The organism is Gemmatimonas sp., from assembly GCF_036405635.1.
Classification (GTDB): Bacteria; Gemmatimonadota; Gemmatimonadetes; order Gemmatimonadales; family Gemmatimonadaceae; genus Gemmatimonas.
Genome location: NZ_DASWXE010000176.1, coordinates 1 through 15548 on the forward strand (window position 1 = coordinate 1; position 15548 = coordinate 15548).

At 64.8% G+C, this 15548-nt stretch carries 8 protein-coding genes; 6 read left to right on the plus strand and 2 right to left on the minus strand.

The window, feature by feature from the left end; all coding sequences use genetic code 11:
• Nucleotides 1-1124, minus strand: a 1124-nt coding sequence (locus VGE27_RS13975; protein WP_331050284.1) for a hypothetical protein, incomplete at its 3' end; no start/stop codon positions are given.
• A gap of 469 nt (nucleotides 1125-1593) precedes the next feature.
• Here VGE27_RS13975 and VGE27_RS13980 point away from each other — a divergent pair.
• The 3 genes from VGE27_RS13980 (at nucleotide 1594) to VGE27_RS13990 (ending at nucleotide 7072) form a co-directional block, all read left to right on the plus strand.
• Entirely contained in the window at nucleotides 1594-3681 is a 2088-nt protein-coding gene (locus tag VGE27_RS13980; RefSeq protein WP_331050285.1) for a hypothetical protein, read from the plus strand.
• 199 nt (nucleotides 3682-3880) lie between these two features.
• On the plus strand, nucleotides 3881-5530 hold the full coding sequence (locus VGE27_RS13985; RefSeq protein ID WP_331050286.1) for an alpha/beta hydrolase: 1650 nt from the start codon (nucleotides 3881-3883) through the stop codon (nucleotides 5528-5530).
• An 87-nt stretch (nucleotides 5531-5617) separates the two neighbouring features.
• Nucleotides 5618-7072 (plus strand): hypothetical protein, encoded by a 1455-nt coding sequence (locus VGE27_RS13990; protein WP_331050287.1) that lies wholly within the window; start codon nucleotides 5618-5620, stop codon nucleotides 7070-7072.
• A gap of 193 nt (nucleotides 7073-7265) precedes the next feature.
• On the opposite strand, the gene VGE27_RS13995 is transcribed toward VGE27_RS13990, so the two are convergent.
• Nucleotides 7266-8279, minus strand: coding sequence for a hypothetical protein (locus VGE27_RS13995; protein ID WP_331050288.1), 1014 nt, complete (start codon nucleotides 8277-8279; stop codon nucleotides 7266-7268).
• A gap of 188 nt (nucleotides 8280-8467) precedes the next feature.
• Between VGE27_RS13995 and VGE27_RS14000 the strand changes: the two genes are divergently transcribed.
• The 3 genes from VGE27_RS14000 to VGE27_RS14010 all read left to right on the plus strand — a co-directional run bounded on the left by VGE27_RS14000 (nucleotide 8468) and on the right by VGE27_RS14010 (nucleotide 15351).
• Nucleotides 8468-10729, plus strand: coding sequence for a tetratricopeptide repeat protein (locus tag VGE27_RS14000; protein ID WP_331050289.1), 2262 nt, complete (start codon nucleotides 8468-8470; stop codon nucleotides 10727-10729).
• A 186-nt stretch (nucleotides 10730-10915) separates the two neighbouring features.
• Nucleotides 10916-13972 carry a TonB-dependent receptor gene (locus VGE27_RS14005; protein WP_331050290.1) on the plus strand — a complete coding sequence of 1019 codons (3057 nt, stop codon included), beginning with the start codon at nucleotides 10916-10918 and terminating at the stop codon, nucleotides 13970-13972.
• A 5-nt stretch (nucleotides 13973-13977) separates the two neighbouring features.
• Nucleotides 13978-15351 (plus strand): RagB/SusD family nutrient uptake outer membrane protein, encoded by a 1374-nt coding sequence (locus tag VGE27_RS14010; RefSeq protein WP_331050291.1) that lies wholly within the window; start codon nucleotides 13978-13980, stop codon nucleotides 15349-15351.
• The last annotated feature ends 197 nt before the right edge of the window (nucleotides 15352-15548 follow it).

The window sequence follows — 15548 nt, forward strand, 5'->3', positions numbered from 1 at the left end:
GCCCGGTGCGCCACCACAAAACAGTGTTGTGTGGCGCATTCCGGCACGGCGATGGGAGTTGGCGTGCGCCGACCGCCCATCGCCATGTACGACGGGCGGCCATCCACCACCGCAGACGGTCCGCGCACCACAACCAGGTCCACCAGCATCGGCTCGGCGCCAATCGAACCGCGCGCCGAGTCGCCGATCATCACCGTCGCGCGTGACGGCAGTGCACCCACCAACGCGCGCTGCACGAGGTGGCCGTACTCCGCGCTGCTGCGTTCGGTCATCGCCGTCTGGTCCACCGTCACCGGGTCGATACCGGTGCGCGCACGGAGATAGGCGGCCATGGGTGACCAACGGGGCGCTACACGCTCGCGGATGTGTTCATACCCCGCATGCACCAGCACTTTGGCGTTCGGATCGCGAGCGAAGGTGGCGGCGTACAGGTTCTCTGCCTGTGCATGATCGCGCCGCTGCTGGGCGTTGAGTGAGTCCGGCTTCTGGTACTGCTCGCCGTGCGCCTCGTACGGCACGAGTGTGTACCCCAGCCGCAATGCCTCACGCACCACCTCGGCGAACACCGGCTCACTTGTGTAGCTGTTGTCGTCAATGGCGTAACCGCGCATGGCCAGCACACTGTCGTACCCAAACGCCTCGGCGGCGAAGTATCGAAATCCCTTCTGCCACAGGACCGGCAGCAGTTCCAGCGTGAGCAACCGGTCGGTCGCGGCATGGTGCCGTTCGTTCACCATGATGATGCGCGCCGTGTCGGCCATGGTTCGCAGCGTGTCCAGTGCCGATACCCCGCGCGCCTGACCGAAGAGCCGCTGTGCTGCGGCGACATCTCCAGTGGAAGGGCGTGCAAGCTGGTCCCAGGTGGCCAGTGCGCGATCGTGATTGCCCCAGGTGCCTTCCACCTGCGCGAGCAATTGCAGCCACATGCCACGCTGTGGAGAATCGGCCGCGTACAGCGAGTCGGCGACGCGAAGCCGGAGCAGCGGCGCCCACACCGGTTCACCGTCATGCGACCGCATCAGCTCGAAGGGGCTGGCCGCTGGCGCAGACTGCGCTCTCACGGACGCCGGCAACATCAACGCGGCAATCAGGAGGGCGAGCCGTGACAGGCTACTTTTTGACATGGGTACAGTCTACCTCACCGAAGACGATCCGGAATGGCCGCCTGCGACAGGCAGGATTCCCGATGACGCATGGCGGGCGATCGCACGTGCCAATCGCCTGTGAACTCCTTGTCGTGACACGGATCGTGGCGGAGCGGCGTCGCACTCCGTAGACTGGAATTGTCGCAACCGTTGCCATAGTTGGTGACATATGACCAGCGCATTGGTCATATCGCACAAAAATGGTCATTCCAGTCTGTGTTGTCGTCCAGATGAGTGACTTTTTTCTGCGTCTTTCAGACGACGCGCCGCAACATGCAGCGGATACATGATTCGAAGACTCACGTAGCAACACGTCGCAACACGATGCGTGAGGACTTCCCGCAGGGACGCACGTCACATGTGCATAACCTGAACACCCCTGATCATGTCCATTGCTCGTTCGCGTTGTACATCGCGATCTGTTCCTGTCATCGCGCTTCTGGCTGCGATGTCTCTTTCTTCCGGTTCCATCCTTCACGCGCAGCAAATTGGCATTTCCGTTGTGCCCACCGCCGAACGTGTGCAGTGGAGCGATGACTTTGCCCTGAAGGACGACTACCTGTACGGCGGTCGTCTGGCACTGCGTTTTGGCAAATGGGTCGAACTGCAGCCTTTCTATTTCCAGCGTGCCGGGCTGGGCCTCGACAGTGCCCGGGCCTCATCGACGTTTGGCCCGCTGTCTGCTGGCCGAACGCTGGACATCAAGCACTACGGCACGAGCATGCAACTCAACTTCGGTGATGCCGCAGTGGTGCCGTTTGCGCGCGTGGGGGCCGGAGTCCTGCGTCTGGAGCCCGACTCCGGTGCTCGTCAGGATCGTATCGCCTTGAGCGCGGGCGGTGGTGTGCGCTTCGGGATTGCGGGGCTGAACGCCGAAATCTTTGCCGAGCAGATGGGCTTTCGCATGAACACGCGCTCCCTGTTCGGCCCCGACACCACCACTGGCGCCAGTCTCACGACGTTGCGCAACCTGGTGTACGGGGCAGCGGTCACGATTCCGCTCAGCACCATGCGTGACGATGATGGGGACACCGAAAAGCTCAGCGGATCGACGGCCCCCATCGAACCGTTTGTCGGTCGCCTCAAGTATGCCAGCGGGCACAACCTGCCCAATCTCGAGGTGGCGGGCGTCCGGGCGGGTATCGACTTCACACCCGTCTTCGGCGTTCGTGGCTTCTACTGGCGCGGCGTGAATGATGACCGTGATGGTCCGGCGCCGGTCGCTGGGTATGGCGGTGAGGCCCAGTTCAATCTCTCCACCGGCTCCGGTCTGACGCCGTATCTCGTCATGGGCGCTGGACAGATCGACTACAAGGACAACTTCGCGGACTCCCTGGGTATGTCGCGTGGCGACAAAACCGCGTTCATCCTGGGCGGTGGTGCCAGCTTCCGTCTCACCGATCGGGTGCGCATCAATGGCGCCATTCGCGATTACATCATGACGGTCGACGACAACCTCGACAACGTGGCCAGCACCGGCGATCTGACCCACAACACGATGATCACCGCTGGCGTCACGATCAGCCTCGGTGGCAAGTCGACCCCGTCGGCGCGTGAACGGGAGGCGCAACTCAGGGCGGAACGGGAGCGCGACTATCGTCGACGCGAGGCACGCCGCGGCGACTGGCGTGATCGGGAAGAGCGCGACAATCGCAACGATCGCGACTCGCGTATGGATCGACCCAAGTCCGACACCTCCGACCGGGATCGCAATCCGGGCGACACGCAGCGGGGTCGCACGATGCGCACCCAGGCTCCGGGCGGTCAGTGGATCACGGTGCCGGTACCAACGCAGGGCGAGGTCATTCTGCGCTACGGCATGCCACCACGTCCCAGCATGGACAGCGTGACCCGGCGCGTGGACACGGTGACGGTACGTCGTGATTCGGTGGTGCGCGTGGATTCGACGGTGCGTCGCGACTCGGTGACATCATCAGCAACACCGCCCGCGGCCCCACCGTCGAGCGACCTGGCGTTGGAACTGCGTGAGCTCGAACGTCGCCTGAATGCGCGCATTGATGGCGCACGGCCGGTCACCACACCGAGTGTGGTCGCCATCGCACCCGGCACGCGCGACACGGTGGTGCTGGACCGGAATTCGCGTCCTGTCTTTCAACGGTTGCAGCAGACCCGTACCAGCGACCTCCGTCCCTATGCCGGTCTGGGTGTGGATGATGGAGATGTGCAGTTCGTCGTTGGATTGCGCGCTGATCTTGGGCCGGTGAGCACGAACAGCGGCTGGCACTTTGTGCCGGAACTGGCGGTCGGATTTGGCGAAGGGAATACCTCGGTGCTGGCGCTCGCCAACGCACGCTACGCATTCGGCTCCATCGGCGGCACGAACTCGCTGCTGCCGTACGTGACGCTCGGCGCCGGTGTCTTCTCTCCCACTGTGCTCGGCGTCAATACGGCCATTGGTACGTCGTTTGCACTGCGTTCCGGTTCCGCCAAGCCGTTGTTTCTGAATCTGGAACTGCAGGGCATCAATATGTTCAATCAGACGCGCATTCTGGTCGGCCTGAGTCGCAGCCGGTAGCGTCGCGTCGGGAACCGCCCAGGCCCCGGACCAAAAGCTGCTCATTTTGCGGCTCGTTGGGCCGGGGCCTGTTGCCGTGCGAATGCCTGCCGAATCGGGGCGCACGGGGGCAACTTGTCTTGTATGCGACAGCGACCGCCGAGCATATGACGCAGGACCCATGACGCAGGCCCCAGGCATCTGGCGAGTGCGGCATGTCATGCAACGCACGCTCCTGGCGCCGCTCCCTGCTGAGGGCGCGGCAACGGGGATGGTGCTGGCCGCCTTGTCGTTGACGCCCAGCCTGTTGCCACGCGCCTGGGCACTCGAAGGGGTGCTGTGCGGACTGGCGATGTGTGTGGGGTACGCGGTGGGTCTGATCGTGCGGGCGGTGTGGCGCTATCTCGAGTTTGCAGTGCCTGCACCGCGTATGCGACGCGGATGGGTGATCGGGACGCTGTCGCTGTCCGGACTGGGGTTGCTGGTCGGGCTGGTGCGCTCCTCGGCCTGGCAAAACGATGTGCGGGCTATCATGGGGCTGCCGCCACTCGACGAGTGGTATCCGTGGCGCGTGGCAGCTATTGCCATAGTGCTGTTTGTATGTGTGCTCACGATGGCCCGGCTGTTCATGGTGCTGCAGCGCGCCATGGCCCGTCCCGCCAATCGCCTGATGCCGCGCCGTGTGTCCGCCGCGCTGGGTTTTGTGGCCGCCAGTGTTGTGGTGTGGACGCTGGCCAGTGGCGTACTGCTCGACTCGGCGCTGCGCACGATGGACCGCACATCGCGCGAGTTGGATCAATGGATGGACGATTCCGATGCCGCGCAGGCTCGACGCCCGGAGTCTGTTCCACTCTCTCCAGTCACCTGGGAATCACTCGGTCGGCATGGGCGTCGGTTCATCGCCGCACGCTCTGACACAGCGGCCATTCGCACCGTAGCCGGCACGGTGGAGGCGCAGCCGGTGCGTGTGTACGTGGGGCTGTCGGTTTCCGACTCCATCGCCACGCGAGTGGATATCGCGTTCGCTGAAATGCTGCGGCGCGGGGCGTTCGAGCGACGGGTACTGCTCATCACCACGCCCACGGGCAGCGGCTGGGTGGATCCGCCGGCCGTGGCCGCACTGGAGTACCTCTACCGCGGCGACGTGGCCACCGTGGCGGTGCAGTACTCGTATCTGCCGAGTTGGTTGTCACTGCTGGCCGAGTCGGCGTATGGCTCGGAAACGGCCTCCGCGTTGTTTCATCGGGTGTATTCGCACTGGCGTTCATTGCCACGCGAATCGCGTCCGCGATTGTATGTGCATGGCGTGAGCCTCGGCGCGCTCAATTCCGGCGAAGCGGTGAATCTCTACGACCTGGTGGACGACCCCATCGATGGTGCATTGTGGGTGGGTCCGCCGTTTCGCAGTACCACCTGGCGCGCGCTGGTGGACAATCGCGATGCAGGCACGCCGATGTGGCTGCCTGTGTATCGCGGCGGCAGCACGGTGCGCTTTGCCAATCAGATGACCACACCGGCCACGCTCGATGCACCGTGGGGCCGTTTCCGCATTCTCTATCTGCAGTATGCGTCCGACCCAGTGTCGTTCTTCGATGCCAGCATTGCATGGCAGCAGCCGGAGTGGTTGCACGAGCCTCGCGGGCACGATGTGACACCACGTCTCCGGTGGTATCCACTGGTGACGATGCTGCAGTTGGCGATCGACTTCATGTCGGCCGACAAGTCGCCGCGCGGGTTTGGGCACATGTACAGCATCCGCGACTACGTGAAGGCGTGGGCCGCGCTCACCGATGTGCCGGGGTGGACGCCGGCGTCGCTGGATGCGCTGGCCGAACATCTCGCAACGGCACCGTGTTGCCGGGACTTGTAGGTCTCACCTGCCGAGCTTGCCAGTGGGGGTGCCGGCGACGAGTCTACTACGCTCACATCACCTACGTACTCTGGCACCGAGACTCGCATGATCGGCAAGATCCAGCCCTATCAGGCCCCGACGATCAACAGGGTCGCTCCCAAGGACCGTGAGAGCCGGTGGCCGCTGGTGCGAGACGTCGCCGAAGCGTTTCCGGGTAACCCGGGCGCTGAGACCTTTGGGTTCTGGTTCAACTACTTCTGGACCGAAGTGCAGAAGTTCGATCGCATCACGGCGATTCAGCAGCAGAAGGCCGCCGAGGTGTTCTTCAGCGTCTTCGAAGGGGCGCAGGCGCCGTTCACGCTGCGGGCTGACTTTGCGGGCCGCGATGACGCGTTCAAGGAGAACGTGCTGCGCCAGCTGTTGCTCATCGGCTTCAAGCGGGTGGCGCTCGATGCTCCGGCGATGACCGTACGCTCGCCAGGTGGCCGGTCACTCGCACCGGCGCCGTTGGTGGCCAGCGACGCGCGGGCGATGAATCTCAAGATTCTCCAGGACGCCAAACGCGGACCCACACCCATTGCGTTTCGCGCCGACGGCCGGTCGTACGACGAACTCATTCAGCACAAGGGATTCCGCGTCCGGGCACGGTCGAAGGACTCACCCGTTTATGCCTGGAACGGTTTCGACAAGGCATGGCATCCGTTCAACAACCCGGTGTATGCCAACTCGATGTTCCTGCGGCTGGGGAGCAAGAACGCCGACAATTGCCTGCAGACGGTGATCTCGGTGGGGGCGGAGTTTGCCGGCGTGACGCACTTTCCGATCCTCAACGACTACGTGCTCGTCTTCCCGGTGAAGAGTCCATCGGACGGACGGTTCCTGGCGCTCAAGCCGCACTGGGAATGGACGCCACAGGATGTGCTCGCGGCCAAGGCGCATTCGCAGAAGGTGCGCGTGGTACGCGGCGCGGGTGGCGCCATCGAGTATCTCGCGAAAGACAATTACATCTACGCCTTCCTCACGGATGGCGTGAAGTTTTTCCATACAGAGCAGTACTTCAAGAGCCATGGACACACGCCGTTTCCCGAGCGTGGGGCCAACGAAATTCCGCTGGCGAACATCCTGTGCGAGATACACTTCGTGCAGAAGTGGTACTTCAGCGAAGCGGACGGCCAGATCATGCTGTATGAGCTGGCGTTCGATCCCATCAAGTGGGTCCCCTCGACCGCCTACGTCGACGTGGTGATCGGCACCAACGGCCGGCAGGAGCTGGAGGCGATCATCCTGCGGGAGATCGCCAAGGCGCGATCACGCTCCGACATCACCGGGGAGAAGCTCAAGCTCGACCGCCAGAACATGCTCCGCTGGACGCCGCAGGAACGCGAGCAGGCGGCACGCGCACTGGCCGCGCATCTCAAGGTGACAACGGCCAAGACGCCCAACGGAACCAACGAGAAGAAGGCGGTGATCCTCGCGCATCCATCGCTCAAGGTCAAAATCGACGCGCTCGACCCGAAGGGATGGAACGACATGCGTGCGGAGGCGAAGAAGTACGCCTGACGAAGATCGGCCGACCGGTGTCGTGCTTGCGCTGCCACATGAGCGAGTCGCGGCAGATAGGCATTCAGCGCCGCAGAGGCTGCGGCGCTGTGACTGGTTTCATTGGCGGCGTCTTCGGCGGGATCCGGGATCGGCACGGCGCCACCATACCCGATCCCTTCCGAATGGTACCGCACACTCCCGCGTTACTTCGTCACTTCCCGGCCGCCTTCGCGTTTTCGGTCTTCACCACCTGCTCGATCGCCATGTTCACACTCACGGCGCCTCGCAGCAGCGCCGCGGTGTACCTGGGCTGATCGACCTTCATGCCCCACATGCCGGACTTGGTCTGCAGGTCGGCACCAAGCGGTGAGAGTGCGGCGAGTCCTGCGGCGATCGCGTTGGCGGCGCGCGGAGAATCGTCGGTGGCATCTCCGATCGATCCGACGTCGTCCGTGGCCAGATCTTCGATCTGCCCCTTGGTGATGGCCGAGCCCCACTTGCCCTTGGGCGTGATCCACAAGGTCGACGCATTGAGCACCATGTCCGCGGAGATGCTCACGCTGGCCCCGCGGGAGGCGATGCCATGACGCTTGCTGCCACCCAGCAGCGGAGCATCCACGCGATACTCGGGGACCATCACGATGGCGTCATGATCCTTCGCCACCTTCCGAAAGCCCCATCCATATCCCTGAAACGGCGGGTCGATGGCCTGCGCATCGCTCGGGAAGCCCATCAGATAGGTGTTGCTGGTGCCACGCGGTGAATCGGTGGGCATGTCGTATCCGGCATCCGGCTTGTAGCGCCCCATCTTCACCACTTCGGGATCGTCCTTCACGTCGTCGTAGGTGAGTACCGTGTATCCGGCGCCACGCAGGCGGGCCACCAGGTCGTCCTGGAGTTGCTGGGCCAGTCCCTGCACGTAGGCCTTTTCGAGGCCGGCCACCATGTACTTGCCCTTGGCTTTGACCGTCTTGCCGTCGGTCTGATAGAAGCGACCGCTGTTCACCACAGTCAGCGATCCCTTGAGCGCGTAGCGCACGAGGACCATGGGAATCAGGATTTTCCGTGGCCCGCGCAGTTCGTCTTCGCCGCGAACATCGAGCTTGCCCTTGAGGTCGATGGGATCGGTGATGGTGATGGGGGCAGCCTGGGCGGCCAGCGGCGCGGCATGCAGGGCTCCGGAAAGCAGGAAGGCCAGTGCGGCAGCGCGTCGCAGTGTGAGCATGGGAACCTCGACCAAGGGTGAGCCGTGCCCGTTCGCATGGGAGAACGGGAAACCGCGGCCAAGATACGAGGCGACTTCGTTGCCATCTCAACATATCAACATGCTGCGCCACAACGTGTTACGCGGCGGCCGTCAGTTCCGGCGTGCGTCGTCTTTCACCGACCGGGGCGGCGGCATACTGTACGCACATGCCCGCCGCGAGCCACCACCGCCTCATCACCCTCGGTCGACTGACCCTGCTCGACCCGGTCGGGAACGAGGATCGCGAGCTGGGCACCCGCAAACGCAAGCTGGCGTTGCTGACCGTGCTGGCGGTCTCCGGTCGTTCGTGGACCCGCGATGCGCTGGTGGATCTCTTCTGGGGTGAGCAGGACGAGGCCCGCGCGCGGCATTCCCTGAGCGATACCCTGTCACATCTGCGCCGCGTGTTGGGGCCGGATGCCATCAGCCAGCGGCGCACCGAAGTGGCGTTGGCCGAGGACATCGCGCTGGGCGTGGATGTGCTGGAACTGCAGGACGCGGCACGTCAGCAGCGATGGGTCGACGTGGTGACGCTGTACGGCGGCCCGTTCCTGGATGGCCTGCATGTGGGCGGCTCGCCGCGACTGGAGCAGTGGAAGGACGGGGAGCGTCGCCGGCTGGATGCCCTGTTCGCGACCGCCGCCCGCGCCCAGTGCGAGGTGCTGCTGCGGGCCGGAGAGTACGACGCATGCGCGGAACTGGCATCGCGATGGCTGCGCGTGGCGCCCACGTCACCACATGCCGCACTGTTTCGTTTGCGTGCGCTGGCCGCACCCGGCACGCCGGAAGGCGATCAGCAGGCGCTCGACGAACACGCGGCCATCGCACGGCAGCTGGAGAGTGAGTACGCGGCCCGCCCCGACCGGGTGGTGATGGCGCTGGTGGAGGAGATCTCGACCCGAGTGCGTGCACGGCAGGTCGATCCGATGCCGGTGGTGGTGTCGTCAGCCTCGGCAGAGGCAGAGGCAGTGCCGGCGGTGGTCGCCGTGGCACCGACGTTGCCCGTAGCGGATGCACCTGTCGGCATCGTTGCGCCACGCGCGTCGCGTCGGTGGCCGTGGTTTCTGGTGCTGGGCGGCGCCGCAGCGGCGGCGTTTGCGTGGACGCAGTCGTCGCGTGGTCCCGAGGCATCGAATCAGGCGGCACCGGTAATACTCACGGCGTCGCCAGCGGCGCGTGCGCTGTATGAACAGGGCGTGATGGCCTATGATCGCGACGGCAACCGCGATGAAGCCATCCGCCTGCTCGACAGCGCCATCGCGATCGACAGCACCTTTGCGCAGGCGTATCGCCGCCTTGGCCAGATCTACGACAACGGCGTCGATGGTCGCAGCCGATCGGTGGAGATGCTCACCCTGGCCGCACGACACGCCGCACAGCTTCCCGAGACAGAACGACTCGTGACGCTGGGCGCGTATCACCGCACCGTGACCGGCAACTTCGCGCGCGCTGCATCCTCGTATCGTGCGTTGCTGGAAATCGCTCCCAACGATGCGCGAGCGTGGTCCAGCCTCGGCACGGTGTACGATCACCTCGGCGATCGTCGTCGCGCGGTGGAAGCCTACGAGCGCAGCATCGCGATCAATCCACGACAGGCACTGACCTGGATGAATCTCGCGGATGGGCGCTACACGCTGGGCGATTCCGCTGGCGCCTGGCGCACGCTGGACTCGATGGCGCTCGCCTTTCCGGGACATCCGGGGCTCTTCATGCGTACGGCCTCTCTGGCGCATGCCGAAGACAAGCGTGAGCTGGCCGAAGGACAGTTGCGCGCACTGATCACATCGGCGGGGGACGATGGGTATCAGCGCGCCGTGGGGGAGATGCTGCTGGCGAAGGCGTGGTGGAGCTGGGGACGTCTCGACGAAGGCGACGCGGCTCGCATGCGCGGCGTGCGTCTCGAGCGTGCACGAGGTGCCCGTGAGGCGGCGCTGGTCGGCGAACTCGATCTCGCGATGGCGGCGGTATGGTTGCGCGGCGACAGCACGCTCGCCCGCAAGCGCATCGCGGATGCCCTGCGCACCACACCATTGGCATCATTGCGCGTGGAGGACCGGCCATACCTCGATGCGAGTATCGCCCTCGCTTCCAGCGGCCAACCCGCCCCCGCATCGGCCTTGCTCGACGAATACCTGCTGCGGTCCGATTCACTGACACGGCGGCGGGATGCGACGCGGGAGCACCACGCCCGCGGCATGATCGCCATGGCATCGCACCAATGGCCTATAGCGATCGCCGAGTTTCGCATGGTATCTGATGCGCTGTGTCCGATTTGCGGGATGCCCGAGCTCGCGCTCGTGTACGAGCAGGCCGGTCTTCGTGACTCGGCCCTCGCCGTGGTGCGGCGCTATCGCACCACGCCCAGCCAACGCCGTCTCGATATGACGGCAGCATTTCATTCAACGGGAATGCGCGCACGCTGGCCCTGAAACAACTGGGACAGTCCGACTACCGGCGCCCAGGACACTGCACAAACCTCGTTTTGCACTCTTGACGCCGTGAACACGGGGCGGGATCATCGCGATCATCAGGTCGCCCTGCGCGTTCTGTGGTGCCCCGCATTCGTCGCATGCACACGGGCCGCGCTCTCCCCCCGCAGCTTTCGGAGCATGTTGATGAGTGCCCGCATTCCCCCTCGATGGCATCGCCTGGCCGTTGCCATCGCCGTCGCTGCCCTGGCGGTGGTGATACGCCCGCAGCCCCTCCACGCCCAGGCCCCGGGCACCATTCGTGGTGTGGTCACCGATTCGTCCACCGGACGTCCCGTGGCGAGCGTACAGGTCTCCATTCCCGGCAGCACGCGCGGGACGGTGACCAACGATGCCGGTACGTATTCCCTCACCGGTGTGCCTTCCGGATCGGTCACACTGCGCCTGCAGCGCATCGGCTATACCGCGATCAGCCGCACGGTCACGCTGTCCGCTGGCGGCACGGCCACACTGGATGTCGTGCTCTCCCCCGCCGCCACCGTGCTCACCACGGTCGTGGCCACGGGTTACGGCAGCAGTCAGCGCGCCACGGTGAGTGCGGCCATCGCGTCGGTCGATTCCACCACCTTTGCGCGACTGCCGGTCACCAGCATCGACAACGCCCTGCAGGGTCGCATTGCCGGTGTGCAGGTCATGCAGAACTCCGGCGAACCGGGCACCGGCGTGTCGGTGCGTGTGCGCGGTCCGGCGTCGCTCAATGCCGGCAACCAGCCGCTGTACGTGGTCGACGGTGTGCCGATGTTGCAGGGCACGTTCGAGCAGATCACCAGCACGAGCGGCCAGCGCATGACGCCCATCTCGGCGCTCAACCCCGATGACATCGCGTCCATCGACGTGCTCAAGGACGCCGCCGCCGCCGCGATCTACGGTTCGCGTGGCTCGAACGGCGTCGTGCTCATCACGACCAAGCGCGGCGCCGGCGGTAACCGGTTCCGCTTCAACATCAGCAGCTCGCTGGGTTCGCAGAGCGTGGAGAAGAAGCTCGACCTGCTCAACGCCTCGCAGTACGTCACGCTGATGAATGAAGGCCGCGCCAACCAGGGGCAGACGCCACTGTTCGCCGCGGGCACGGACAGCATCAACACCGACTGGCAGGACGCGGTGTTCCAGAGCGCGCCGATGTCGGACGTGCAGCTCAGCGTGAGCGGTGGCACCGATCGCCTGCGCATGTTCCTCTCCGGCGCCAACGTGTCGCAGAAGGGCGTGGTGATCGGCTCGCAGTATCAGCGCCAGACGATGCGCCTCAACGTGGACGCACAGGCCGCCCCCAAGCTGTCGCTCATTGGCTCGGTGGGTCTCACGCGCGAATCGAATGACCGCGTGCCGGGTGACCTCAACGTCGACGGCATCATCACCAACGCGATCTCGCTGCAGCCGTTCTCGCCCATCCGCGGCACCTCGTTCGGCTACGGCGGCATCGCGCAGAACCTGCTGTATTCCAACCCGGTGGCCTACGCCGCCTACAGCTCGCTCAATTCGCGCACGCTGCGGGCACTGGGCAATCTCGAGGCGCGCTTCACCGCCACCGATCGTCTCACGATCACGGGCCGGGCCGGTGCCGATGTGTACGCGGTGGACGAACTGCGCTGGCGCTCCCCCAAGGTCGATCGCGCGGCCAGCAGCAGCGTGGGTGGCGAAGGCGTGAGTGGCCGCACCAACGCCACGCGCTACGTAACCGAAGCGTTCGGCAACTACGACCTGATTCGCACTGACGCGCAGCAGCTGCAGCTCACGGCCGGCAGCAGCATGGAGCTCAACAACTCCGACTTCAACTACGTGTCGGGTACGGGCTTCCCCACCGGATTCGAGCGCTATGTGCGCAACGCCGCAGCCGTGTCGTCGTTCGACGGCGGTGCCACCGAGAACACGCTGGTGTCGTACTTCGCCCGCGCCAACTGGTCGGCCCGTGACCGCTACCTGCTGTCGGCGAGTTTCCGCACCGACGGCTCGTCGCGCTTCGGCAGTGCCAATCGCTATGGCCAGTTCATGGCCGCATCAGGCGCCTGGACGATCTCCGACGAAGCCTTCATGTCAGGACTGGCGCGCCATGCCAGCCTCAAGCTGCGCGGCAGCTATGGCACCACGGGCAATCAGGGCATCAGCGACTTTGCCAGCCGCACGCTGGCGACGGCGCAGTCGTACACCGGCGTCACCGGTCTCGCGAACTCCACGCTGGGCAATCCCAACCTCAAGTGGGAGCTCACCAAGGAAACCGACATCGGTGCCGATATCGGTGTGCTCGGCGGCCGCGTGAACCTGAATGTCGACTGGTACAACCGCGCCACCAGCAACCTGCTCGTGCAGCGCCCGGTGCCGGCCACCAGCGGCTACACCAGCGTGTGGGACAACGTCGGCGCCATCAAGAACAGCGGCTTCGATCTCGCGCTGCAGACGCAGAACGTGCGCTCCGCCAAGCCGGGTGGCTTCGAGTGGACCACGGATCTCAACGTGACGTTCAACAAGAACGAAGTCACCGAGCTGTACGACGGGCTGCCGATCACGGCCACCGTGTCGGGCCGTGTGACGTCGGTGGCGGCGGTGGGTCAGCCGTTGGGCACGTTCTTCGTCTACAAGTTCCTGCGCGTCGATCCGGCCACCGGCAACGCCCTGTATCGCAAGGCCGATGGCACCGAGACACTCGCCCCTGTGGCCGCGGATCTCGCCTACGGCGGCAACCCGCAGCCCAAGTACTTCGGCGGTCTCACGAACACGTTCACGTGGGGCAACCTCGACCTGAAGGGCTTCCTGCAGTTCAGCCAGGGCGGCAAGGTGCTCAACCTCGCCCGCATCTTCATGGACGACGGCGGCAACTCACGCGACAACAAGTACGCCTCGGTGCTCAATCGCTGGCAGAAGGCCGGTGATATCACCGACCAGCCGCGCATGGGCTCCACCGGCGGCGCACGCTTCCTCTCCACGCGCTTCGTGGAGGACGGCTCGTTTGCCCGCCTGCAGGAAGTCACCGTGGGCTATCGCCTGCCCGCCGCACTCGCGCGCTCCATGCGTGCCGACAATGCGCGCCTCTACTTCTCCGGCCGCAACCTGATCACGTGGAGTGACTACATGGGATTCAATCCCGACGTGAACAGCAACGGCGCCAACGCCAATACTGTCATGGGTGTCGACTACTACGCCTACCCGCTCGCCCGCACGTTCACCTTCGGCATCACGGCGGGCTGGTGATCACCATGAACCGATTCCCGACTCTGCGCCGTCTGGCGCTCGTGGGCGCCGCGATGTCCGTCGCCGCTTGCGGTGATGTGCTCAACGTGGAACCTGTCACCTCGCTGCCGCAGGACCTGCTGATCACCGACAATGCCACGGCCACCGCGGCACTCAACGGTGCCTATGACGGCCTGCAGTCAGGCAGCTACTACGGACTCTCCGCGCTGCTCGTGGGCGACCTCGCCTCCGACAACACCGTCTGGACGGGCACCTTCCAGTACCTCGGCGAAATGGCCACCAACCGCATGCAGGCCGACAATGCGGAAGTGACCTCGATGTGGACGGCGATCTACCAGCAGATCGATCGCGACAATGTCCTCATCAACAAGGTGCCGCAGGTTGCGCTGGTCACCGACCCGGTGCGCAGCGATGTGATGGGACAGGCGTACTTCATGCGTGCGCTCGGCTTTCACAACCTCGTGAAGTTCTGGGGCGGCGTGCCGATTCCCACCAAGCCCATCGCCGCACCATCCGAGGCGCAGGCTTACACGCGCGCCACCGTCACCGAGGTGTACACGCAGATCCTCAAGGATCTCGACAGCGCCCAGGTGCTCATCCGGAACACCACCAACACGCGCTATGCCACGCCGATCGCGGCGCGCGCACTGCGGGCACGGGTACTGTTCTACCGCGCGGGGCTCACGGGCAATGCGGGTTCGGCCGCCGACTATCAGGGGGCGCTGGATGCGGCCAACCTGGTGCTGGCCGGCCGTGACACGCTGACAGTTCCTTACGCGGATCTGTTCAGCGCGACCGGCAGCAACACCACGGAAGACATCTTCCGTGTGTCGTTCAACGCCACCGAAACCAACGGTATCTCCAACTACTATCTGCAGGTGGGTCGTGCCGAAGTGGCGCCGAGCACCAGCATCGATGCCGCGTATCCGGCAGGCGATGCCCGCAAGGCGTGGTCGATCCGTCCGAGTGGCAATGCGGGTCGCCCACTCAACGGCAACAAGTACGCGGCGCGTCCGGGCACGGAGCATGTGCACGTGATTCGTCTGGCCGAGGTGATTCTGATCAAAGCCGAAGCACTGGCACGGCTGAACCGACTGCCGGAAGCCGTGGCCGCGTACAACAAGGTGCGTGTGCGGGCTGGTATCCCCGTGCACACGCTGGGCAACCAGGTGACCACGCAGACCGATGTCATCAATGCCATCGAGCTCGAGCGTCGCCTGGAGCTGGCGTTTGAAGGCGACCGCTGGCCCGATCTCAATCGTCTGGGCAAGGCGATCGCGGTGAAGGGTCTCGCCGACCGTCCGGGTCAGGCGCTGTTCCCGATCCCGCTGCGCGACACGCGCACGTCGCCGAATCTGCAGCAGAATCCGGGCTACTGATCGGGCGTGTTGCCGGGCAGGTAGGCGATTTTGCGTAGACGGGGGCGATCGGCGGCATGCCGGTCGCCCTTTGTCGTTTTCCGATGGACTCAGCCGCCTGGATCTTGACGTCAATCAAAAGTGAATCCAGATTCACTTTTCACGACTCATCATTCATATGGCCCTCGCACTCGTCCGAAAGCAGGTCATCGAGGACA

What these genes read in the sequence shown, in the direction of transcription:
- VGE27_RS13980 (WP_331050285.1), top strand. Translation starts at nt 1,594, where the DNA reads ATGTCTCTTTCTTCCGGTTCCATCCTTCACGCGCAGCAAATTGGCATT.
- VGE27_RS13985 (WP_331050286.1), top strand. Translation starts at nt 3,881, where the DNA reads ATGCAACGCACGCTCCTGGCGCCGCTCCCTGCTGAGGGCGCGGCAACG.
- VGE27_RS13990 (WP_331050287.1), top strand. Translation starts at nt 5,618, where the DNA reads ATGATCGGCAAGATCCAGCCCTATCAGGCCCCGACGATCAACAGGGTC.
- VGE27_RS13995 (WP_331050288.1), bottom strand. Translation starts at nt 8,279, where the DNA reads ATGCTCACACTGCGACGCGCTGCCGCACTGGCCTTCCTGCTTTCCGGA.
- VGE27_RS14000 (WP_331050289.1), top strand. Translation starts at nt 8,468, where the DNA reads ATGCCCGCCGCGAGCCACCACCGCCTCATCACCCTCGGTCGACTGACC.
- VGE27_RS14005 (WP_331050290.1), top strand. Translation starts at nt 10,916, where the DNA reads ATGAGTGCCCGCATTCCCCCTCGATGGCATCGCCTGGCCGTTGCCATC.
- VGE27_RS14010 (WP_331050291.1), top strand. Translation starts at nt 13,978, where the DNA reads ATGAACCGATTCCCGACTCTGCGCCGTCTGGCGCTCGTGGGCGCCGCG.